We start from the raw sequence: 21,780 nt of genomic DNA, 5'->3' as shown, positions 1-21,780 counted from the left end.
TCAATGCCAAATCATTTAAAGAATTGTTAAATCCTAAATTACCGCAATATATTGAAAATTTTTATGGTGTTAAAAACTTGTTGCCGATTCCGTCTTTAATCAATTGACTTAAAACATGCTTACCTCTAGATCTGATTGCTGGAGAAGAATTGGGCTTTTCCAATACAAATTGGATAGTAGTAAACAATTCCGGTTTGAGTTCCGGATGATGCGTGGTGATTTTATATAAAACGGTCATGGCAAATGCGCGAATAGCAATTTCCTCTTTAGGATCACTTAGAAATTCGCAGACCTTATCGTAAACTTTTCCTCTTTCCTTTTTCGGTACTTCCGTAAATTGAAATATACGCAAGATATTTCGTTTCAAAGCACCTTTTAAATCGGGAATGAAAAGATGCTTGATCAATTTTGGGATATAAGGTTGAATGAATTCCAGATTCTGATCAAAACTCAGGGAAACAACATGTGCCGCTCTTTGCGGCACACGATAGTCTTTGGTTTCCATAAAAAAGCAATCCATCAATTCACTGAATTTTTCTTTATCATCACCTATATAGGCGATTATTTTCAGAGAATTTTCTTTGCTATGGGTTCTTTCTAATTCTTGAAAGATATTCATTTAGAATGGTAAATCATCCGGCTCTGAGGATGAAGAAACATCATTAGTCACAGGAGGTAAATCTGCGTATTGGTTCATGGCAGGTGCAGCTGCTCCGGCCTTTTCCAAACGCCATCCAGAAATGCTATTAAAATATTTGGCAACACCTTCCGGGTTGATCCATTCTCTTCCTCTGATGTTGATAGAGATTTTCACTTCATCACCTGGTGTCACCTGACTTAAAAGGTCAATTTTGTCTTGTGTAAATTCGATCAAAATATCTTGAGGATATTGTTCCTGAGTTGTAATTACGATTTCTTTTTTACGAAATCCGCTGCTAAAGGTCTGTTCGTCAAAAATCTTTTTAATTCTTCCGCTTAGTTCCATTGTTCGTATTTTTTACAAAAGTAAGGGAATAAAAGGGAAGGGAAAAAACAGAAAAATAAAATTTGTCAACAAAGATTTTAATGTATATTTGCAACCCGATTCAACAAATACCTGCGGGCGTGGTGGAATTGGTAGACACGCCAGACTTAGGATCTGGTGCCGCAAGGTGTGGGAGTTCGAGTCTCCCCGCCCGCACTTAAAAGCAGTAAGTTTCTTTACTGCTTTTTTTTTTATAATTTTTCTTCATCTTACATATCTTACTTCCAAAATTCATACATTAGAATTCTAAATTATTTGCATTTATGGATTTTATTGATTATTACAAAACCTTAGGGGTTGATAAATCTTCAAGTCCGGACGACATCAAAAAAGCTTATCGGAAATTGGCGCGAAAGTATCATCCCGATTTGAATCCCAACGATAAAGAAGCGGAAAAGAAATTCAAAGAGATCAACGAAGCCAACGAAGTGCTTAGCCATCCTGAAAATCGAAAAAAATATGACCAGTATGGAAAAGATTGGCAACATGCAGAAGCCTTTGAAAAAGCCCGAACCCAACAATACCAACAGCAATCTGAGAGACAATCTTACTCCAATCAAAGCGGAGATTTTGGTGGTTTTGAAGGCGGGGATTATTCGGACTTTTTTGAATCAATGTTTGGCAGTGCTCAATCGTATGGAAGACGTAGCAGAACAACCAAATACAAGGGAGAAGATTTCTATGCCGAAATGCAAATCGACATTCGTGAAGCCTTTTCAACCCATAAAAAAACATTCCATTTTAAAGGTAAGGACATTCGCATAACCATTCCAGCAGGAATTACAGATGGAAAAGAAATAAAGTTGAAAGGCTATGGTGGTCAAGGTGTAAACGGTGGGCCAAATGGGGATTTGTATATTAAATTCTCTATAATAAATTCAACAGATTTTAAACGTTTGGGAGATGATTTGTATAAAACGGTAGATGTCGATTTGTATACAGCCTTACTTGGTGGTGAACTGATCATCGATACATTTGATGGAAAAGCCAAACTACCGATAAAACCGGAATCGGAAAATGGAACAAAAGTCAGACTAAAAGGGAAAGGTTTCCCTGTTTATAAAAAGGAAGGTGAATTTGGGAATTTGATTTTGACATTAAATGTTAAAATGCCAAAAAACCTTAGTGAAAAAGAAAAAGAATTGATTAAAGAACTCTCAAAACTCCGTAACAAATGAAAATCGAAAAATTAATACACATACATGATCTTTGTAAATTCTATGAGGTAGAAAGCTCTTTTTTTGAGCAAGTCGAAAGTTATGGACTTATAAAGATTGTGATTATTTCAAATGAAAAATACGTGCATCCAAAACAGTTAAAAAATTGGGAGAAAATTATCCATCTGCACCAGGATTTGAATGTGAATATGGAAGGAATTGATGTGATTTTTAATCTGATGAAACGAATCCAATTATTGGAAAATGAATTGGAAGTAAAAAGAAAACATTTGATTTTTTTAGAAGATTAATCCAAATTCCATTTTTCAAAAAAACTCCTCGTTCTATAAACGAGGAGTTGAAATTTTATAATTATTAAACAAAAGAGATTATTTCTTCACCACTTTCACGGTTTGCATCCCTTTTTCTGTTTTAATTTGTGCGATATAAACTCCAGCTTTTAATGCCGACACATTTAGGGTTGTTGATTTTGAATTCAATTTAATATTTTGAACCAATTGTCCGGAAACACTAAAGATTTTCACTTCTTGGATGTTTGCATCAGCCGAAATATGCATTTGGTTGACAATCGGATTTGGATAAACTTGAACTTTCACCTGATTCAAATCGTTTACGCCTGCAGTTTCCGGTACCAAAACAAAATTATCAATTCCGGCTGCGCTATGAGGAGCAGTGGTTGAAATTTTTACAGCGATAAATTTAGCATCAGCAGTTAACGAAATAGGCAATTGAATCGATTGCGCATCATTTGTCAATGCAACCGGCTCGCTAATCGCAACATATGTAGAGGCATCAGTTGCAGACGTCAAGGTTCCGACTTCTACCGCAACACCTTCTGTTTGCGAACCGTCCATAGAAATTGTCATCGCATCAAAGGTTAAGTTGCAATCACCTGCTACGACTTCTGGAGAAATCAAAAACATATTGATGTTTGGGCTGCTGAAACTATAAAAAGTTACGTTATGATCACCATAGATCATTCCACCATTTCCAATCGTCGACCAACACTCACCAATTCCCATCACTCCACTAAACGGATCTCCTTCCCATGTGTCAAAATTTTCGTTGATAGCCGATACAGGATCGCATTGTGCCGATGCAAAAACCGCTACAAAAATCATTACCAGAGACAATAAACCTTTTTTCATTATTTTATTTTATTAATTAAACACTTGATATAAATCACGCTGCAAATATAATTTTAATTTGGATTAAGTCTAAATTAATTTTTATTTTTGCATCGATTTCTAATAAAAATCATATTTCGGGACAGAAGCATTTCCGTCCGATTTTTAAAATAAATTTCAAAGCGATGAAAAAGTTCGGATGGTGTTTAATCTTCATAATTTCGTTTACCCAATTTGGATTGGCACAGGAAGCAGAAGTGATTGATACGACCCAAGTGGTAGATTTAACGGATGTGGTGATTACGGGTCAATACTCGGCTCAATCCGTAAATAAATCGCTGTATCATGTGGAAGTGATTTCGGCAGAAGACATAAAAAATCAAGCTGGAAATACCGTTGCCGACGTTTTGAATCAAAATCTCAATATCCAGATTACGCCAAGTGCCGATTCGGGGGATTCGACCGTCGAAATGATTGGTTTAGATGGTGCTTATGTAAAAGTATTGGTCGACAATATTCCGTTGGTTGGGGATTCCGGAATGGGAAACAACATCGATTTGACCAAAATAAATTTGGATAATGTAGAGCGAATCGAAATCGTGAAAGGTGCAATGGGCGTAGATTATGGCGATAATGCTCTGGCAGGAGTCATCAACATCGTCACAAAAAAGAACATCAAAACCGATTGGAAAATCAGCATGATGGTACAGGAAGAAACTGTGGGGAATGAATACGATTGGTACGAGAACAGTGGTGTTTCAAAAGGAAAGGGAAGACATATTCAAGCTTTGGAAGTTGGTAAAAAAATAAACGATAATTGGTATGCTTCCGTAGGTCTGAACCGAAATGATTTTCAAGGATTTTGGGGCGAGAAAAAAGGAAGAAAACATTTTGAACAGGATGGTTTAAGAGGATATGAATGGTTACCAAAAGAACAATGGAATGCAAACGCAATCCTTCGTTATCATTCAAAAAATTTCAGTATTTTTTACAAAGCGAGCTATTTATTTGAGGAAATCCATTATTATAATCCTTTGCTAAATCCACAGCTCTTCCCGGGCGGAGAGCGAACTCTTTATGCTTCTGATGTCGATTATTATACTTCCCGGTGGAGTCACCATCTAAATATCGACGCCAAATTATTTGATAAAATCCGCTATAACGGAGACTTTTCCTACCAAACGCAGGAGCGTAAATTTGAAAGTTATGTCTATGATGTTCCGGCACGTAATGAAATTTCACGGGATGATGAAAATGTGTATTTGTCCACCAAAACTTATTATTCGAGAGGAACGTTTAGTAATTTTCTAAACCGAAAACTATTTGATTTCCAAGTAGGTTATGAATTGGATCATGCCAATGGATTTGCCAATAATGCTGCAACCGAATTTGGTTTTGAAAATCAAGGAAATATCGACAGAGAATTGGGCACTTACGCCGGATTTGCTTCGGCAGAAATAAACACCCATGCAGGTTTATCACTTAGACCCGGGTTCAGGGCGAGTTTTAACAACCGTTTTAATCCACAATACAGTTTTTCCTTAAATTCTAAATTTGACTTGAATCGAAATTCAAATCTGCGTGCCGTAATTGGAACCGCAAACCGCTATCCAAATTTCACGGAACTTTACACTCACGTCGTGGACAGCAATCACGACATACGCGGAGATGAAAATTTAAATCCGGAAAACGGATATTCCTCCTCTATTCAATGGAATTCTCGTTTCAAATTGGGGCAAATAAAATGGGAGGCAAATATTTCAACCATTTATATGAATGTAGATGACCGAATTGAGCTGGTAAATTTAAACCCCACCAATGCTACATTTAAATATTTGAACATTGATGAATTTCAGTCCTGGGGTCTTTCCACCGATCACCAATTTAAATGGAAACAACTGAACTTTAGGATTGGCGCCTCTTTATTTGGCGTATCCAAATCCCTTTACAGTTACAGTTACGAGGTAGATGATAGGATCGAAGATGAATTCCGTTATACTTTCCAATCCAATATGTCGATAAATTATACCATTCCCAAATGGGCAACCACAGTTTCCATGTATTACAAACAAACCGGAAAAACAACCGAATATGTATTGGACACCGAAAACAGCAATACAGATCAAACCGTATTTCGTTTGGCGGAGAGAGAAGGGTTTAGCATGCTGGATGCTTCCATACGCAAAGGTTTTTATAAAAACAGATTTGAGGTTACTGTTGGTGCAAGAAATATTTTGGATGTTACCAACCTCCGAAACACTGCATTTTCCAACACCAGCGATGGACATGGAGGTTCAGACGGAACGATGAATCTTTTTTATGGACGTTCCTATTTCTTAAAATTAAACTACAAATTAGAATTCTAATTCATTACAGATGAAAAATATACTCAAATTAAGCGTTTTATTTTTGCTAATTCTTACGACAAGTTGTTTAAAGGAAGATGAGGATTCCTATACGATTCCACCCTTAACAGGAGCGACATTGACTCCGGAAGTCGGCGGCGCAAGCCAACCCAATCAAGTTTGGATCGATTTGTCCAATCCTGAAAATGGATCGATCACTACACATAGAACGGCTTGGGATTTGGGATTTTATACGGGAGATCAATTTAAAGTAATCCTCAATAATTCTATCTTGATGGCAGCTGACGCAATTGATTCCGATAATATCGATGCTGTTTCTGAATCGGATTTCACCAATCTGATTAACAACTTGATGCCTTCGGCCGGATTTCCGGTGGAATATATCGATGATGTTGCCGGAAATTATTTGGAAGAAGGTGGTACCGCAATTGCTGAAATTAGTTCCAACGATTTGGAAAACAAAGTGTATTTAGTAAAATTGGGTTATGAAACCTATCAAGGAACAGACATCCCTCCTTATTCCGCTTATACAATTGGTGATTCAAGAGGTTATTTGAAAATTAGAATTTTACGAAACGACGAGAATTCGTATAAAATCCAATATGCCGAATTAAACGCAACCACCCATGAGGAATTTATCGTGGAAAAAAACAATTCCCATCATTTTACTTTTTTCAGTTTTGATACGGAAAATGTAGTGGAAATCCAGCCGGAAAAAAAGAATTGGGACATTTGTTTTACGATTTGGAACAATGAAATTGAAGGATTTGGAACCTATACTTATTCCGATTTCATCCTAAATAATACGATGGATGGCGTAGGAAGTTACCAAATCACCACCGATCCTTTAACGGTTGAAACCGATTACGTCAATTTCACCATCGACGATGTGAACGAAACACTATTTGTCTATAACGATCAACGCGCCATAGGTGCGACCTGGCGTTCCACAGTTTCCGGAACCACCTCTACACCCGTGGTATATGCTGACCGATTTTATGTCGTAAAAGACCCCGACGGAATTCTGTATAAATTGCGATTCATCAGCATGTTGGACGAAAACAATATGCGTGGATATCCGAAATTTGAATACAGCACTCTCTAACTCTTTTATAATTACATTGAGAATCCTGATTTATCAGGATTTTTTTTTATAGAATATTTTTGCTCAAAGCCATCACATATCCCAAATGAAGGGATTCATGAAGATTATTGAACCGGATGGCATCTTCTATGGTTTCCAATTTAATACCAAAACTCGTTTCATAAGGACGGAAATAAGAAAGATCTTCTGCGAAATAATCTTTGCGTAGACGAACTTGTGTGGTTTGTAATAATTTAATTAAAGTTCTTACGTCTTCTTCTGTTACATTTTGGTCGCCAAAGGTTCCTTTTTTAAACCGATGAACCCAGTCTGTTTCGACCAACATTTCGTTGTCCGACAGATAATACGTCATCAATTGTTGGGTAACGAGTGCGTGAGCACAATTCCAAAAAACATGATTTTTAAATCCCATGGGAATAAAAGTCAATCGCTTCAAATCATACGCATGCAGATAATTGACGAAATGTTTTCGGATGGTGGCTAAATCTTCAAAATGTTTTTCCATAGGTTCAAATCCTTGTTTCACAAAAATATAAAAACGATAATCAGAATCAAGCAGTTCATAAGGAAAATCAGTTGGTTCCATTTCCACAACCCATGTTTAATCCTTAAATTTGTAGCTTATTTAAATGAAATGAGCACGTTAAAAAATCAAGCAATCGCTTTATTAGAAGAACTAGGAATAGAGAAATGGATGAAAAACATCCAAGTCATGGGAGACGAAGTGATTCTGGATATCGTTTCGCATTCGCCGGCTATGCATGAAAGAAAAAGGCTGGAACAAGCTTTAAAAGCTGCATTTGCGGAACAACTTCCCCAGGTAAATTTGAAACTAAATATTTCTGCAGAAGCACCAAAACCTCAAGATCCAAACCAAATACGTGGAAATGATATTCCGGGTGTAAAAAATATCATCGCAATTTCTTCCGGAAAAGGAGGTGTAGGAAAATCTACTGTTTCGGCTAATTTGGCGATCAGTTTACAAAAAATGGGCTTCAAAGTCGGACTTTTGGATGCCGATATTTACGGCCCGTCTATGCCGACGATGTTTGATGTGGAAGGTGCACAGCCACACTCAGTTCAGGTGGATGGAAAATCAAAAATGAAACCCATCGAAAGTTATGGTGTGAAACTATTGTCCATCGGATTTTTTGCAGGAACAGATCAAGCCGTGGTTTGGCGTGGTCCGATGGCTTCAAAAGCTTTGCAACAAATGATCCGAGATGCGCACTGGGGCGAATTGGATTTTTTATTGGTCGATTTACCTCCGGGAACAGGTGATATTCATTTATCCATCGTACAACAAATTCCAATCACAGGCGCAGTAATCGTAAGTACGCCTCAACACATCGCTCTGGCTGATGCACGTAAAGGTGTGTCCATGTTTAAAATGGACGCGATCAATGTTCCGGTTTTGGGTATCATCGAAAACATGGCGTATTTCACTCCGGCTGAATTACCGGAAAATAAATATTATATTTTTGGACAAAACGGTGCTAAAGAATTGTCAGAGAAACTGGACGTACCTTTCTTAGGAGAAATCCCTTTGGTTCAGAGCATAAGAGAAGCAGCAGATGTCGGAAGACCGGCAGCTTTACAAGAAAACTCTGCTGTTTCAGCTGTTTATGAAAAAATCACCCAAAACATAGTAGTTAGTTTGGTGGAGCGAAACGATACTTTGCCTCCAACTGAAGCTGTAAGAATTACAAATATGGCAGGTTGTGCTGCGGTTAAAAAATAATTAAATTTGTCATTATGGAAAATCAGACTTTAATTCAAAGAATTGAAAAAGCACTTTCGGAGATTCGGCCTTTTTTGAACAATGATGGTGGAGATATCGAATTGGTATCGGTAGAAAATGATGTGGTCAATGTGCGTTTGTTAGGAACTTGTACAGAATGTACGATCAATCAAATGACGCTAAAATCAGGCGTAGAAATGACCATAAAAAAATATGCACCGGAAATAAGTAAAGTAGTCAACCTAGACTCCACAAAACCTATAATGGGTTAATTTACAAACAGATAAAACCTCAATTTAAATTTTGGCAAACTGTTTGTTTTAATTCTCTCTAAACCGACTCGATGAAAAAAACTTTCTTAATTGCTTTTGCCTCCCTATTGCTACTTTCATTTGTAGGAAGTGAATCACAAAACTATAAAGATGGTGAATTCTTAAAGTACAGGATTCATTATGGTCTTTTAAATGCCGGATTTGCGACTTTGGAAGTGAAAAACACGACTTTGGACGGTAAACCTCATTTTCATGTAATCGGTGAGGGCTCTTCTTCAGGTGCTGTAAGGGCTTTTTATAAAGTCGATGACCGCTATGAGAGTTACATCAACCAAGAAACGGACAAACCATCCAAATTTGTGCGTAAAATAAGTGAAGGCGGATATGAAAGGGATCAAGTTTTTACTTTTGACCACGGCAAAAAAATCGTTAAAATCAATGATAAAAGAAATCAGAAAGTAACCTACCGTGATTTTGAAGGAAGTGTTCAGGATTTACTTTCTGCATTTTATTATCTACGAAATTATGACACCGATAAATTGGCTACGGGAGACTTTATCAATGTCAACATCTTGATGGCCGATGAAACCTATAAATTCAAATTGAAGATTCTAGGACGCGAAACGATGAATACTAAATTTGGAAAAATCAAAACCATCAAGATCCGTCCTTATGTACAGTCGGGACGAATTTTTAAAGAATCTGAAAGCGTCACGATGTGGGTGACAGATGATAAAAACCATGTGCCGATTCAGATCAAAGCTGAGTTGACCGTTGGTTCATTAAAAGCGGATTTGCATAGTTATAAAAACACCAAATACACGCTTCATTTTACGAAGTAAGTTCACAATGAATTCTCATAAAAAAAGCTTCAGATTCCATGAATTTGAAGCTATATTTTTTAATTGTCTTTGAATTTATGACAACCAAGCGTCCCAAGGAATTCTCGAAACCACACAAGCCAGCGCCAAAAGACCCAAAATAGCCGGTGTCATTTTTACGACTTCCGATTTTTTTAATTTCGAATTGGCAATTGTAATCAAAACCACTGCGGCAAACATCATCAAAGGATGCTCCATGGCATACAAACGATTGGTTTCGTCCTTCATGGTGTTTTCTGTCCATTTGGCATAAGGAGAGACAAAATAGAGGACCACGCCTATCACCAATTGAAGATGAAAAGTCAAAGTCGTAAAGAAACTGATTTTACTGATGAAATTGTTTCGGGCTTTTTTGTTGATGGCGTAATAACCTACCAAAACAAAAAACAAAACGCCCATGGTAAGCGTCAAATAAGCCCAACCGCTATGGAAATGTTGTAAAATTTTGTACATAATTTGATTTTAAAATACAAAAATAGAAAAAGCCCTTCATCTCTGAAGGGCTTTCTGTATTTTATACTGATACTAAATTAGAAGTTGATTTGAAGTCCTGCGTTGTAGGTTCTTCCAAGTCCCAATACATATCCGTATCCATCAAATTGTGCTACGTGACGCGTATTGAAAAGGTTTTTCACGTTGGCTCTGAAACGAATTTTCTGTGCACCCAATCGGAATTCATACGTCATACCACCGTCTACAAGTGCATACGGAGCTAATTCTTCTGCTTGGTATACTTCACCTGCTTGTGCAGATTCGATAACGTCATCTACGTCTACTGTACCGTATAGACGTGCAAAATAGTTCATGTCAAAGTCAAATGATAGACCTCTAGCAACCTCAAATTGCGTTCCCAAACCAAATGTAAACTGAGCAGCATCTCCAACATAGGTTCCGGTAAGATCCAGATCTTCACCGTCTATGGTTTCGAAAGTTTCGTCGTCACGTGTTCGTGTTGGTGTGGTTCCATCATATTTCCAGTCACCCAATGACGTATAACCTCTCAATGACCACTTGCGGGATAGTTTTGCGAAGAAATCCAATTCGATTCCTTTGTGAATTTGGGTAATGTCTGTCAACAAGGTTGAGATGTCTTCTCCTGAGATAGAAACGAAACGGTTTGCCCATTCTGTATGGTAAAGGTTTACGTTTACTTTCAACTTTCGGGTATCGTAACGGTATCCTACTTCAAATCCTGTAATTTCCTCATTGTCTACTTCTGGAACATAAAGATCTACGGTGTTGGCTACAAAGATGTTGTCCAAGAAAGGTTGACGAGAATAGAAACCAGCGTTTGCAAATACGGTGTGCGCATCTACGAAGTTATATCCCAAACCTCCTTTGATGTTGTAACCCAATTTGTTTACTTTATCAGACTCGGCTTCACCTTGATAGTTCCAACGGTCAAATTTCTGATAAGACTGATTGGAAACAGCTCCTTGAACAAATGCAGAGAAACCTCCTTTTGTGAATTCGATTTGACCAAAACCACCTTGGTAATTGATTTTTTCTGAATTGTCATATCCAATTCTTTGGTCTTCGTCCGCAAAATTGAACAAAGAAGCCCAAGGATTTGCATCAAAAGTTTCGGTTACAACATAGTCTTCTGACCGGTTGATATTGGTTTCATTCCATCCGTTAAGACCCAACAAATCGCTGAATTGTCTGAAGTGATCTCCTTTATAGAAACGCAAATCAGCTCCTAAATTGAAAGACCAGTAATCGTTTAGATCGTAGTTAAAGTTGGAAACGGCACCGTACCAGAAATGGTTGTTTACAGATGCACGGATGGCCCCAGTAGAACCGTAAGATCCTACGTTATCAATTCCACCTATGGACATGGAATTCGCCATGTTGTTGGCTGCTACCAAATCAAAATTGGCATACCCTGAATCGGTCAAAACATTGGTAGATTGTGAGCTACTACCAAAATTCCCGGTTCCTCCTCCTCTACCGAGTGATGCATACAATACAGTGGAAAGCGAGGCTTGGCTGTTTATGTTCCAATCCCAGTTCAAGTTCATTACCGGTTTATGGTAATAATTTTTTCTCCAAGTTGTTCCTTCTCCATTGTAAAAACCATAGTTGTCGTTGTATTTATCACCATACATGGCATACTCATCCATTCCTTTTGAATAATTTTGATCATGCCACTGAGGCGCACCAAAGATCATCAAATTGAAGTTGTGGTGGTCGTTTGGTTTATAACCAACAGAGAAAAAGTAACTCTGACCTTGACCAGCTGTACCACGTGCATATTTTCTATGACCTTGCCAGTAATCCAACAACATGGAGAATCCCCATTTTCCTTTCAAACCGGTATCATAAGCAACTGTTCCTTTGAAATAACTATCGTTACCCATAACGAATCGTGCCATACCTCCTTGGTTTCGCTCAGTTGCTTTGGTTACGATGTTAACTGTTCCTCCTACGGAAGAAATCGCCAATTTGGAAGCACCTAAACCACGTTGTACCTGAATAGCATTGGCAACATCAGTCATGGAACTCCAGTTGGACCAATACATATTTCCGTCTTCCATACCATTGATCGGCTGACCGTTCAATAAGAAAGCGGTGTTGGATTGGTCAAATCCACGCAAAAACATTTTAGAATCCCCAAAACCACCTGACTGCCCTGCTACATAAACAGATGGTGTGTTTTTTAAAATCTCTGGAAATTCAACATTACCTACAGCTTTATCTTGGATTTCTTCTCTTCTGATAGTTGACACAGCAACCGGAGTTTTACGATTTTCTTCCAAGTCGATAATCCCTTTACCGATGATTACCGTTTCTGATAGTAAAATATCCTGCTCATAATCAGCAGAATCTATCGCAACCGAATCCTGAACCTCCGGATCCACTTGCGCATAAGTGAAAGTAGCACCACCCATCGCAACGAAGAATGTAGCTTTTAATAGTGTAGAGTTTAGCCTCATAACAATACTTTTTATAATTACGCTGCAAAGGTGCAAACTCTATTAAATCTAATTGTTATCTTGACGTTAATTTTTTTAACACCTTTATCAACCAATTACATGAATTAAATCAGGTTTTTAGGTAGCTTTTAAGCTTAAATCCTTATTGGGAGCGGAATGAATGATCGCTCCAGATGAAATAAAATCTACTCCGGTTTCGGCAACTGAACGGATGGTTTCCAGCGTAATTCCACCTGATGCTTCCGTTTTGCATCTATTTCCGATGATTTTCACCGCTTCTTTCATTTCTTCCAAAGACATATTGTCTAGCATGATCACATCCACCAAATTTGTGGATAAAGCTTCTTTGACTTCATCCAAATTCCTTGTTTCAACTTCTATTTTTAAATTTTCACCGATTTGATTTAGATAATTTTTAACCGATTGAACCGATTTCGTTATTCCGCCTGCATAATCATTGTGGTTGTCTTTCAACATCACCATATCATAAAGTCCATATCGGTGATTTTCAGCGCCCCCTATGGCCACTGCCCATTTTTCACAAATGCGGAAATTGGGTGTCGTTTTGCGGGTATCGAGAATTTTGACATTTGTTCCTTCCACTTTTTTGACCATTTCTCTTGCCAAAGTTGCAATTCCACTCATGCGTTGCATACAATTCAACACCAATCGCTCCGAAGTCAAAATCGATCGGGCAGAACCTTTCACCCGAAAAGCGATGTCACCCACTTTTGCTTGGTCTCCATCTTTCATTAAAATTTCCATTTCCAATTTGGTATCATAAAAATGAAAAATTTCTTTGGCCAATTCGACTCCTGCAAGCACACAGTCCTCTTTCACAATCAATTGCGCATCATCCTGTAAATCTTCCGGTACGCTTCCCAATGTGGAATGGTCTCCATCGCCAACATCTTCTTTAAAAGCTTCGGAAATAAAATGCTTCAATCGCTCATTGCTAACATATTCTGGTCTTTTCATTTTTTTTCAAATTAAAAAAGGTGACCTAAAAAAGCCACCTTCAAATGTATTGTTTTTAATTCAATTTAGAATTTCAAATCGCCGTTTACTTCACGAACTGCAGCTGCAGCGGTCGCAAATTTTTCTTTTTCGGCATCGGTTAAAGAAATGTCAACGATTTTCTCCACACCGTTTTTCCCGATGATTGCCGGAACTCCTAAACAAATATCGCTTTGACCATATTCACCATCCAACATCAAAGAACAAGGAATCATTTTTTTCTGGTCACACAAAATGGATTGAACCAAAACCGAAACCGCAGCACCAGGTGCATACCACGCTGAGGTTCCTAAAAGTTTGGTCAGGGTTGCACCTCCAACTTTGGTTTCTTCTACGACATAATTTTGTTTTTCTTCACTTAAAAATTCCGAAACCGGAACACCGTTTCTTGTTGCTTTGGTAATCAAAGGCAACATTCCGGTGTCTGAGTGAGCAGCAACGACCATTCCGTCTACGTCAGAAATCGGACATTCAAGTGCTTCAGCCAAACGGTATTTAAAACGAGCCGAGTCAAGTGCTCCACCCATCCCTATAATTCTTTCTTTTGGTAAACCGGAAGTTTTATGCACCAAATACGCCATCGTATCCATCGGATTGGAAACCACAATGATGATGACATCTGGCGAATGTTTCACCAAATTGGCGGTAACTTCTTTAACGATTCCGGCATTGATCCCGATTAATTCTTCGCGTGTCATGCCCGGTTTTCTTGGAATCCCAGATGTGATGACTGCTACTTTTGAACCTGCGGTTTTGCTGTAATCTCCAGTGGTACCCGTAATTTTGGTGTCAAACGCATTTAAAGAGGCACATTGCATCAAATCCATGGCTTTACCTTCTGCAAATCCTTCTTTGATATCAACCAAAACCACTTCTGAAGCGAAATTTTTCATTGCGATATATTCGGCACAACTTGCACCTACTGCTCCTGCTCCTACGACAGTTACTTTCATCTCTATTTGTTTTATTGTTAAAAGAATAATTTTTAGGGTTGTAAATATACTTATTTCCACCTTATTGGCCTATGATTCTTGGCATAAGAATTTTTTGAATTTTCTAAAAAAAACCAAAAATCCTTTGAATTTCAAAAGGATTTTTGCTTGATAAAAAATTATAAAAAATGAAAAAAGGATTAAAACCCAATGGAGCCGCTAGGTGCAGATTGATTGGATTCTTGTTGTATGTTTCGTTTGCGGACATCTCCACCGAAATTGTATGAAAATCCAACATATAAGGTTTGAGATTCCCAATAAAATTTTCCGATTCCCGGAGTCGGATTGTCGATGTGCGCTTCTGCGTTAAAGGTTTTGAAAATATCGCTTACTCTTGCGCTTAAAGTGGCTTTGCCATCCATAAAACTATAGCGTGCACCGAGATCAAATCGCCACATCGGCTGCATTTCGCCTTGTACAAATTTGAATTTCCCGCGGTACATAAAGAAGTTTTGTAGGCTCAAATTTTTCAGCAAAGTAATATTGTTGTTGATTCGGAAATTCCAAGGCGTTCCGGTGACTTCTTTTACTTCCAAATCTGTGTTGTTCAAATAAAATTTGTTTGAAAACACATCAAAACTCGCATTGAAACTCCACCATTTCACCGGTTTATAATTGGCACTTAATTCTAGTCCATAACTATCAGACCCGTCATAATTGATGTAACGTTGGTTGATCAAATTGGGGTCATTTTCATCTCGTTCTAAATAACGGAAAATCATGTCATTTACGCGTCTATAAAAAACGGTCGCGTTTAAACTTCCGCCTTTGAATCTCTGTAGATAACCCATTTCGTAGGAATTGGTAAATTGAGGTTTCAACTCAGGGTTTCCTATGCTCAACATCGTGGAAGTTCGCCATTCTGGTACTGGAGTGATTTGACCGATGCTTGGTCGATCCACTCGTCTGCTGTAATTCAAGGAGATTTGGCCTTTTTCTGTGATTTCGTAAGTAAAAAAAGCAGAAGGATAGAATTCGACATAGTCGGTTTCATAAATTCCGTTTCCAGTTGGTTCTACAAAATAATCGGCTTTCTCGTCCACTTGTTCTACCCGAACACCTAATTGCATCGCAAATTTGCCAAATTTCTGCCCATAATTTCCATAGGCCGAATAGATGTTTCGGGTATAATCAAAATCAGCATTTGGTGAATAAGCGATAGGTGGGTCGTCAAATGTTTGTAAGGATTGTGTGGATGCGATTTCGCTTTGGCTTTCTTCCTGACGGAATTGGATTCCGGCTTCTATTTTTCCTGCGTTTACCAATTGGTTGGTATAATCCAAATTGAGCCTTGTGTTTTCATTTCCTCCATCTCTGAATTCATCATAAACATCTACCGGAAAGTTGTTCCAATAATTTCGTGTATCAGATGAATTGGATTTGGAATAAATCGCATCCAAAACGATGTTGTGGTCTTCTTTTGCAAAATCTTGTTTAAAGTTCAAACTATAATCTCCGTTTTGGTAATCGCCTTTTGAGTCGTTAAAATTTTCATATAATGTGTCGGTCGAATGATCAAAAACATTGGCCGTCGCATAGCCATCTCCTTTATAAAAGAATTGGTTGGTATACAAAGTCAATGCGGTTTTATCGCTGATAAACCAGTCAAATCCGACTTTAAAAACTTGAGATGTATTGTCATTCAGCACATCAAAAGCTTGGTCGAGACCGGTTTCAAAGTTCTCTACTTTGCCATGAAATCTATTTTCTCCTAAATTGGCATTGTAATTCCCAAAAAAGTTAAAACTACCGGTGTTCACATTGGCATTTACAGAACCGTTGTGACGGGAATTATCGCCTTGCGTAAATCCTAAATCTAGTCCTATGTTATAGCCTTGTCTTTTGTTTTTATGGGTGATGATGTTGATGATTCCTGAATTTCCTTCTGGATCGTATTTCGCAGATGGATTGGTAATGATCTCCACTTTTGCAATGGAGTTAGAAGGCAATTGTTTCAATAATTGTGAAGCAGGAACATTTGAAGGTTTTCCGTCGACCATGACTTTTACATTTTCGTTTCCGCGTAAGGAAAGTTCGCCGGTTTGTTGGTCTACGCTTACTGAAGGAATATTGTTCAAAACCGCAGCAGCATCGGCTCCCGCGCTGATCAAATCCTTTCCGACATCTACGACGCGTTTGTCGATTTCTGTGCGGTACTGGGAGACTTCTCCTACGATATTTACTCCTTCAAGCGCAATCACTTCAGTTCCCAAAATGATTTTTCCTAAATCTACTTTTGATTTATCTATAGTGATGTCTTGAACCTTGTCTGCAAAACCAACCGCCATCAATACCAATTCGTACTGACCATAAGGAATTTGATCTATCAAGAAATTTCCACTTTCGTCAGTCATTCCGCCTGAAATCAAATCTTGAACTTCTCCTTTTGAATAAATTTCGATGGACACAAATGGAAGTCCATGCCCCGCAGCGTCCTGAACTGTTCCTGCTATTTGACCGTTTCGATCGTTATTTGCCCAAACCCATGCTGTTGTCAATAAAAACACAACAGCCAACACATTTCGTAAACTTTTCATATTTGTACTTTTCAATTTTAATGACCTAATTCTTAGGCTTCTTTTCCATATATTATCGCAGGATTCAACGTGATTACATCTCCTTCCAGTCGTATAGAACCGATATTTTCATCCTTTCCGCTTAGTTTCACAAACTGAACTTTGTCTTCAAACCCTTCTGCTTTGATGACCAATTTGTATTCGCCGGCACCTAAATCTGGCAACTCAAATTCTCCGTTGATATTGGTTATCGCTTTACAGATCAATTGCCCTTCCACTCCACCTAGTTTGTACACTTCCAAAGTGCTGAATAAAATCCCAACTCCTGAATAGTCTTGGATTTTTCCTTTTAGATCTGACTTGTTGCCTGCCACCATAAATAATGAAGCGATTAATAAGACAACTACCGTAAAGAATGCTTTCGTTTTCATATTGATTAATTTTAAATTGTTATACATGCTACTTTGTTATACATAATTCATAAATGCAATTCACCGCATTTTTACATATAAGACGATGTATTTTTTGGAATGTTACACTTCAAATTAAAAAAAATTGAAAAAATAGATGATTCGCATTTATTCTAATATTCTAAATAAAGTATTTACCGAATTCCTTTATATTTGTTTCCTATGAGATCAGTTGTCATTATAGGTGCCGGAAATGTAGCGTTTCATTTGACGCGTGCCTTGATTCAAAACACCGTAAACGTCCGCCAAGTCTTTAACCGAACGCTTTCAAAAGCCCAAGAATTAGGCGAAGCCAACCATATCAATTACACCGACAAAATTTCTGAAGTAGAAAAAGCGGAACTGTATATCATCGCAGCCTCTGACTCTGCGGTTGAAGAATTATCTCATTATATTCCTTATGATGACACATTGGTCGTGCACACTTCCGGTTCACTAGGCACTGAAGTTTTAAAGGGAGATTACAGAAAAGGTGTTTTTTATCCGTTCCAAACTTTTACAAAAAGAAAAACTCTAAGGTACGAAGAAGTTCCTTTTTTTGTGGAAGCAGAAAACAAAGAAGATGAAGATGCTTTGTTTAAATTGGCCGATAAAATATCCAATGAAGTTCATCGTGTGAACAGTGAAAAAAGAAGGAAAATCCATATGTCAGGTGTTTGGGCCAGTAATTTTGTCAACCACATGTATTATATCGCTCAGTCTATCTGTAAAGAAGCTGACGTGCCTTTTGATGTACTTCGCCCATTAATTGAAGAAACTGCATTAAAAGTACAAGATTTAGAACCTTTTGAGGCACAAACCGGTCCAGCTAAAAGAGGTGATGACCTCATCATTCAAAAACATTTGGAATTATTAATTGATTCGAGACAACAACAACTTTATCAATTATTATCAGATTCGATCAAAAGAACCTATTCCCATGATTAGTTACAAACAAAAACTAAAAAATATCACGACGATTATACTTGATGTAGACGGCGTTCTCACCGATGGAACTGTTATTTTAATGCCAAGCGGCGAAATGACCAGAACCATGCATACAAAAGACGGATATGCCATGCAACTCGCCATCAAAAAAGGACTCAAAATCGCTGTCATCACAGGAGGTCGAGACAAAATGGTGGAAGAACGTTTAAAATATTTAGGATTAATCGATATTTACCTTGGGGTTCATGATAAATGGGACGCCTATCAGGATTTGCTTTTCAGCTATGCGCTGAAACCCGAAGAAATCCTATACATGGGAGATGACATACCCGACATTCAAATCATGAAAGATGTAGGGATCGCCTGTTGTCCAAATGACGCTGTTACTGACGTTCGCGCTATTTCAGAATACATTTCATTAATTGATGGCGGTAAAGGTTGTGTCCGAGACATCATCGAACAAGCCTTGAAAGTCCAAGGAAAATGGCATGATGAAACGGATCGCACACAAGCCATTTGATTTCTGATATAAATTTGATCAATTTTTTCAATTTAGAATTTAACAAATGCTTCACGAAAAATTCAAAAACAAAAACATTCTTTTGGGTTCTCAATCTCCTCGAAGACTGGAATTACTCAAAGGATTGGGATTGGAATTTTCCGTTGTCAAAATAGAATCGGACGAAACTTATCCACATGATTTGGTTCGTGAAGAAATCACGGAACATATATCCAAAAACAAAGCAGAAGCCTATATTAATCTGCAACCAAACGAAGTTTTAATTACGGCAGACACTCTAGTTTGGTTGGACAATTTGGTTTTGGGTAAACCGGTAGATGAAGAAGATGCATTTCAGATGATCCAGCGAATGGCGGGAAAAACCCATGAAGTTTTCACTTCTGTCACTTTAAAATCCACTGAAAAAAACATCACCTTTTCTGAAACCACCCAAGTTCATTTGGACGAATTTACTCATGAAGAAATTCGCTATTATATCCAGAATTTCAAACCTTTTGACAAAGCCGGAGCTTATGGAATTCAGGATTGGTTAGGTTATGCCAAAATCTCAAACATCAACGGTTGTTATTATAATGTCATGGGGTTACCGTTAAGGAAATTATACAGAGAATTGATCGAGTTTTAATAAAATCTCATTGCACAAAAAAAGCCCGAAATCAATTCCGGGCTTTATATTTTAATTGGATGTTTGTTACACATCAATTTTTGCATAAACTGCATTTCTCTCAATGAATTCTCTACGTGGCGGAACATCATCTCCCATCAACATAGAGAAAATCCGGTCTGCTTCCGCAGCATTATCGATCGTAACTTGACGGAAAGTACGGTGTTCAGGATTCAATGTTGTTTCCCATAACTGTTCCGCATTCATCTCTCCCAAACCTTTATATCGCTGGATAGAAACACCTTTTCCGGTTCCATCTGACCATTCTCTGACCAATCGCTCACGATCTGCTTCTCCCCAAGCATATTCTTGTTTCGCTCCTTTTTTCACCAAATACAAAGGTGGCGCAGCGATGTAGATGTATCCGTTCTCGATCAATTCTTTCATGTAACGGAAAAAGAAAGTCAAAATCAACGTAGAAATATGGCTACCATCCACATCGGCATCGGTCATGATGACGATTTTATGGTATCGTAATTTCTCCATGTTCAATGCTTTACTGTCTTCCTCTGTACCGATGGAAACACCTAGAGCTGTAAAAATATTTCGGATTTCTTCGTTTTCAAATACTTTATGAGCCATGGCTTTTTCCACATTGAGGATTTTACCACGCAAAGGAAGAATCGCCTGGAAATGACGGTCACGTCCTTGTTTGGCAGTTCCACCTGCGGAATCTCCCTCCACCAAATAGATTTCGCTTTCTGCCGGATCTTTTGAAGAACAGTCTGCCAATTTCCCGGGCAATCCGCTTCCACCCATTGGGTTTTTGCGCTGCACCATTTCACGGGCTTTTTTAGCTGCCTGTCTTGCTTTTGCCGCAAGAATTACTTTTTCCACGATGGTTTTGGCTTCATTCGGATGTTCTTCCAAATAATTGGACAACATTTCTCCTACGATTTTATCTACCGCACCACTGACTTCAGAGTTTCCTAATTTCGTCTTGGTCTGCCCTTCAAATTGAGGCTCCATTACTTTAACGGAAATAATCGCAGTCAATCCCTCACGGAAGTCATCTCCTACGATTTCTACTTTTTCTTTCGCCAAATTGAAATTCTCATCGGCATATTTTTTCAAAGTCCGCGTCAACGCACGACGGAATCCTGCCAAATGCGTTCCTCCTTCATGCGTGTTGATATTGTTGACATACGAATGTAAATTCTCATTGTAAGAAGTATTGTATCGCATCGCCACTTCAACAGGAATGTCATCGCGCTCACCTTCCATATAGATGATTTCCTGCATGAGTGCCTCACGGTTTCCATCTACGAACTCTACAAATTCTTTTAATCCTCTTTCTGAATAAAAAGTTTCTGAAAGAAAACTTCCATCTTCATTTTTCTGTCTTTCGTCTGTAATGATGATGGTAAGCCCTCTGTTTAGAAAGGACAATTCGCGCAAACGCAAAGCCAATGTATTGTAGTTATAAACCAATTCATTGAAAATCGTTTCATCTGGTTGGAAAAACTGTTCGGTTCCTCTTTCTTCACTCTCGCCAATGATTTCGACATCTGCAAGCGCATGACCTTTTTGGTAATGCTGTTTGTAAACCTTCCCGTTTCTATACACTTTGGTGATCATATCGGTTGAAAGCGCATTCACACAAGAAACACCCACACCATGAAGACCACCGGAAACTTTATAACTGTCTTTATCAAATTTACCACCGGCACCGATTTTGGTCATCACGACTTCCAAAGCCGATTTTCCTTCTTTTTTGTGCATATCGACCGGAATACCACGACCATTGTCTCTAACGGTAATCGAATTCCCTTCGTGAATGGTAACTGAAATCGTATCACAATGCCCTGCAAGTGCTTCGTCAATGGAGTTATCTACAACTTCGTAAACCAAATGATGTAAACCACGCGCTCCTACGTCACCGATGTACATCGACGGACGCATCCTTACGTGCTCTATTCCCTCTAACGCCTGAATGCTGTCAGCCGTATATGTATTCTGACTCATATTTCTCTTACTTCTTTTAAAACCTAACAAAGATACAATAAAATACCCGTTTTTTAGGTATGAACAATCAACAAAGACC

21 protein-coding genes and 1 tRNA gene are annotated in these 21,780 nt (G+C 38.2%); 11 read left to right on the top strand and 11 right to left on the bottom strand.

What is annotated here, in order from left to right:
• Window positions 1-61: 61 nt before the first annotated feature.
• Both HU137_RS06440 and HU137_RS06435 read right to left on the bottom strand, forming a co-directional pair.
• Window positions 62-619 carry a hypothetical protein gene (locus HU137_RS06440; protein WP_182042964.1) on the bottom strand — a complete coding sequence of 186 codons (558 nt, stop codon included), beginning with the start codon at window positions 617-619 and terminating at the stop codon, window positions 62-64.
• Complete coding sequence (locus HU137_RS06435; RefSeq protein ID WP_182042963.1) at window positions 620-985, bottom strand: DUF3127 domain-containing protein; 366 nt, start codon at window positions 983-985, stop codon at window positions 620-622.
• Window positions 986-1,098: 113 nt separating this feature from the next.
• Here HU137_RS06435 and HU137_RS06430 point away from each other — a divergent pair.
• From HU137_RS06430 to HU137_RS06420, 3 genes are all read left to right on the top strand, one after another.
• A tRNA-Leu gene (locus tag HU137_RS06430) sits at window positions 1,099-1,180 on the top strand.
• Between the two features lie 107 nt (window positions 1,181-1,287).
• Window positions 1,288-2,202, top strand: coding sequence for a DnaJ C-terminal domain-containing protein (locus HU137_RS06425; protein WP_182042962.1), 915 nt, complete (start codon window positions 1,288-1,290; stop codon window positions 2,200-2,202).
• Window positions 2,199-2,492 carry a chaperone modulator CbpM gene (locus HU137_RS06420; RefSeq protein WP_182042961.1) on the top strand — a complete coding sequence of 98 codons (294 nt, stop codon included), beginning with the start codon at window positions 2,199-2,201 and terminating at the stop codon, window positions 2,490-2,492. Before HU137_RS06425 ends, HU137_RS06420 begins: the two co-directional genes overlap by 4 nt.
• A 78-nt stretch (window positions 2,493-2,570) precedes the next feature.
• On the opposite strand, the gene HU137_RS06415 is transcribed toward HU137_RS06420, so the two are convergent.
• The gene (locus tag HU137_RS06415) at window positions 2,571-3,350 is read right to left on the bottom strand and encodes a T9SS type A sorting domain-containing protein (protein WP_182042960.1); all 780 of its coding nucleotides are present in this window, start codon (window positions 3,348-3,350) and stop codon (window positions 2,571-2,573) included.
• A 164-nt stretch (window positions 3,351-3,514) separates the two neighbouring features.
• Between HU137_RS06415 and HU137_RS06410 the strand changes: the two genes are divergently transcribed.
• Window positions 3,515-5,695 (top strand): TonB-dependent receptor plug domain-containing protein, encoded by a 2,181-nt coding sequence (locus HU137_RS06410; protein ID WP_182042959.1) that lies wholly within the window; start codon window positions 3,515-3,517, stop codon window positions 5,693-5,695.
• A gap of 10 nt (window positions 5,696-5,705) precedes the next feature.
• Window positions 5,706-6,800: an HmuY family protein gene (locus HU137_RS06405; RefSeq protein WP_182042958.1), complete on the top strand. Its 1,095-nt coding sequence runs from the start codon at window positions 5,706-5,708 to the stop codon at window positions 6,798-6,800.
• A 46-nt stretch (window positions 6,801-6,846) separates the two neighbouring features.
• Here HU137_RS06405 and HU137_RS06400 read toward each other — a convergent pair whose 3' ends face one another.
• Complete coding sequence (locus HU137_RS06400) at window positions 6,847-7,386, bottom strand: DinB family protein (RefSeq protein WP_246361486.1); 540 nt, start codon at window positions 7,384-7,386, stop codon at window positions 6,847-6,849.
• A gap of 48 nt (window positions 7,387-7,434) precedes the next feature.
• Between HU137_RS06400 and HU137_RS06395 the strand changes: the two genes are divergently transcribed.
• The 3 genes from HU137_RS06395 (at window position 7,435) to HU137_RS06385 (ending at window position 9,655) form a co-directional block, all read left to right on the top strand.
• Entirely contained in the window at window positions 7,435-8,541 is a 1,107-nt protein-coding gene (locus HU137_RS06395; protein WP_182042957.1) for an Mrp/NBP35 family ATP-binding protein, read from the top strand.
• A 14-nt stretch (window positions 8,542-8,555) separates the two neighbouring features.
• On the top strand, window positions 8,556-8,813 hold the full coding sequence (locus tag HU137_RS06390; protein ID WP_182042956.1) for a NifU family protein: 258 nt from the start codon (window positions 8,556-8,558) through the stop codon (window positions 8,811-8,813).
• A 71-nt stretch (window positions 8,814-8,884) separates the two neighbouring features.
• On the top strand, window positions 8,885-9,655 hold the full coding sequence (locus HU137_RS06385; RefSeq protein WP_182042955.1) for a DUF3108 domain-containing protein: 771 nt from the start codon (window positions 8,885-8,887) through the stop codon (window positions 9,653-9,655).
• A gap of 75 nt (window positions 9,656-9,730) precedes the next feature.
• On the opposite strand, the gene HU137_RS06380 is transcribed toward HU137_RS06385, so the two are convergent.
• The 6 genes from HU137_RS06380 to HU137_RS06355 form a co-directional block, all read right to left on the bottom strand.
• Complete coding sequence (locus HU137_RS06380) at window positions 9,731-10,147, bottom strand: hypothetical protein (protein WP_182042954.1); 417 nt, start codon at window positions 10,145-10,147, stop codon at window positions 9,731-9,733.
• 77 nt (window positions 10,148-10,224) lie between these two features.
• Window positions 10,225-12,630, bottom strand: a complete 2,406-nt coding sequence (locus tag HU137_RS06375) for a TonB-dependent receptor (protein ID WP_182042953.1) — start codon at window positions 12,628-12,630, stop codon at window positions 10,225-10,227.
• 117 nt (window positions 12,631-12,747) lie between these two features.
• Window positions 12,748-13,608: a carboxylating nicotinate-nucleotide diphosphorylase gene (gene nadC / locus HU137_RS06370; protein WP_182042952.1), complete on the bottom strand. Its 861-nt coding sequence runs from the start codon at window positions 13,606-13,608 to the stop codon at window positions 12,748-12,750.
• Window positions 13,609-13,673: 65 nt separating this feature from the next.
• On the bottom strand, window positions 13,674-14,600 hold the full coding sequence (locus HU137_RS06365) for a malate dehydrogenase (protein ID WP_182042951.1): 927 nt from the start codon (window positions 14,598-14,600) through the stop codon (window positions 13,674-13,676).
• Between the two features lie 179 nt (window positions 14,601-14,779).
• The gene (locus HU137_RS06360) at window positions 14,780-17,176 is read right to left on the bottom strand and encodes an outer membrane beta-barrel family protein (protein ID WP_182042950.1); all 2,397 of its coding nucleotides are present in this window, start codon (window positions 17,174-17,176) and stop codon (window positions 14,780-14,782) included.
• Between the two features lie 32 nt (window positions 17,177-17,208).
• Entirely contained in the window at window positions 17,209-17,586 is a 378-nt protein-coding gene (locus HU137_RS06355; protein WP_182042949.1) for a carboxypeptidase-like regulatory domain-containing protein, read from the bottom strand.
• Window positions 17,587-17,787: 201 nt separating this feature from the next.
• Here HU137_RS06355 and HU137_RS06350 point away from each other — a divergent pair, with 201 nt between their 5' ends.
• Genes HU137_RS06350 through HU137_RS06340 form a run of 3 tightly spaced genes read left to right on the top strand, consistent with a single transcriptional unit; the run spans window position 17,788 to window position 19,697 of the window.
• Complete coding sequence (locus HU137_RS06350) at window positions 17,788-18,552, top strand: Rossmann-like and DUF2520 domain-containing protein (protein ID WP_182042948.1); 765 nt, start codon at window positions 17,788-17,790, stop codon at window positions 18,550-18,552.
• On the top strand, window positions 18,545-19,072 hold the full coding sequence (locus HU137_RS06345) for a KdsC family phosphatase (protein ID WP_182042947.1): 528 nt from the start codon (window positions 18,545-18,547) through the stop codon (window positions 19,070-19,072). The genes HU137_RS06350 and HU137_RS06345 overlap by 8 nt, the downstream gene beginning before the upstream one ends.
• 46 nt (window positions 19,073-19,118) lie before the next feature.
• A complete protein-coding gene (locus HU137_RS06340) occupies window positions 19,119-19,697 on the top strand; it encodes a Maf family nucleotide pyrophosphatase (RefSeq protein ID WP_182042946.1) in 579 nt (192 codons plus the stop codon).
• 66 nt (window positions 19,698-19,763) lie between these two features.
• On the opposite strand, the gene gyrB is transcribed toward HU137_RS06340, so the two are convergent.
• Window positions 19,764-21,701: a DNA topoisomerase (ATP-hydrolyzing) subunit B gene (gene gyrB, locus HU137_RS06335; protein WP_182042945.1), complete on the bottom strand. Its 1,938-nt coding sequence runs from the start codon at window positions 21,699-21,701 to the stop codon at window positions 19,764-19,766.
• Between the last annotated feature and the right edge of the window lie 79 nt (window positions 21,702-21,780).

The organism is Moheibacter lacus, from assembly GCF_014042165.1.
GTDB classification, from domain to species: domain Bacteria; phylum Bacteroidota; class Bacteroidia; order Flavobacteriales; family Weeksellaceae; genus Moheibacter; species Moheibacter lacus.
Note: the sequence above shows the minus strand (reverse complement) of the source record. Positions and strands in the feature narration are given on the sequence as shown.

What these genes read in the sequence shown, in the direction of transcription:
- HU137_RS06440 (WP_182042964.1), bottom strand. Translation starts at nt 619, where the DNA reads ATGAATATCTTTCAAGAATTAGAAAGAACCCATAGCAAAGAAAATTCT.
- HU137_RS06435 (WP_182042963.1), bottom strand. Translation starts at nt 985, where the DNA reads ATGGAACTAAGCGGAAGAATTAAAAAGATTTTTGACGAACAGACCTTT.
- HU137_RS06425 (WP_182042962.1), top strand. Translation starts at nt 1,288, where the DNA reads ATGGATTTTATTGATTATTACAAAACCTTAGGGGTTGATAAATCTTCA.
- HU137_RS06420 (WP_182042961.1), top strand. Translation starts at nt 2,199, where the DNA reads ATGAAAATCGAAAAATTAATACACATACATGATCTTTGTAAATTCTAT.
- HU137_RS06415 (WP_182042960.1), bottom strand. Translation starts at nt 3,350, where the DNA reads ATGAAAAAAGGTTTATTGTCTCTGGTAATGATTTTTGTAGCGGTTTTT.
- HU137_RS06410 (WP_182042959.1), top strand. Translation starts at nt 3,515, where the DNA reads ATGAAAAAGTTCGGATGGTGTTTAATCTTCATAATTTCGTTTACCCAA.
- HU137_RS06405 (WP_182042958.1), top strand. Translation starts at nt 5,706, where the DNA reads ATGAAAAATATACTCAAATTAAGCGTTTTATTTTTGCTAATTCTTACG.
- HU137_RS06400 (WP_246361486.1), bottom strand. Translation starts at nt 7,386, where the DNA reads ATGGAACCAACTGATTTTCCTTATGAACTGCTTGATTCTGATTATCGT.
- HU137_RS06395 (WP_182042957.1), top strand. Translation starts at nt 7,435, where the DNA reads ATGAGCACGTTAAAAAATCAAGCAATCGCTTTATTAGAAGAACTAGGA.
- HU137_RS06390 (WP_182042956.1), top strand. Translation starts at nt 8,556, where the DNA reads ATGGAAAATCAGACTTTAATTCAAAGAATTGAAAAAGCACTTTCGGAG.
- HU137_RS06385 (WP_182042955.1), top strand. Translation starts at nt 8,885, where the DNA reads ATGAAAAAAACTTTCTTAATTGCTTTTGCCTCCCTATTGCTACTTTCA.
- HU137_RS06380 (WP_182042954.1), bottom strand. Translation starts at nt 10,147, where the DNA reads ATGTACAAAATTTTACAACATTTCCATAGCGGTTGGGCTTATTTGACG.
- HU137_RS06375 (WP_182042953.1), bottom strand. Translation starts at nt 12,630, where the DNA reads ATGAGGCTAAACTCTACACTATTAAAAGCTACATTCTTCGTTGCGATG.
- nadC (WP_182042952.1), bottom strand. Translation starts at nt 13,608, where the DNA reads ATGAAAAGACCAGAATATGTTAGCAATGAGCGATTGAAGCATTTTATT.
- HU137_RS06365 (WP_182042951.1), bottom strand. Translation starts at nt 14,600, where the DNA reads ATGAAAGTAACTGTCGTAGGAGCAGGAGCAGTAGGTGCAAGTTGTGCC.
- HU137_RS06360 (WP_182042950.1), bottom strand. Translation starts at nt 17,176, where the DNA reads ATGAAAAGTTTACGAAATGTGTTGGCTGTTGTGTTTTTATTGACAACA.
- HU137_RS06355 (WP_182042949.1), bottom strand. Translation starts at nt 17,586, where the DNA reads ATGAAAACGAAAGCATTCTTTACGGTAGTTGTCTTATTAATCGCTTCA.
- HU137_RS06350 (WP_182042948.1), top strand. Translation starts at nt 17,788, where the DNA reads ATGAGATCAGTTGTCATTATAGGTGCCGGAAATGTAGCGTTTCATTTG.
- HU137_RS06345 (WP_182042947.1), top strand. Translation starts at nt 18,545, where the DNA reads ATGATTAGTTACAAACAAAAACTAAAAAATATCACGACGATTATACTT.
- HU137_RS06340 (WP_182042946.1), top strand. Translation starts at nt 19,119, where the DNA reads ATGCTTCACGAAAAATTCAAAAACAAAAACATTCTTTTGGGTTCTCAA.
- gyrB (WP_182042945.1), bottom strand. Translation starts at nt 21,701, where the DNA reads ATGAGTCAGAATACATATACGGCTGACAGCATTCAGGCGTTAGAGGGA.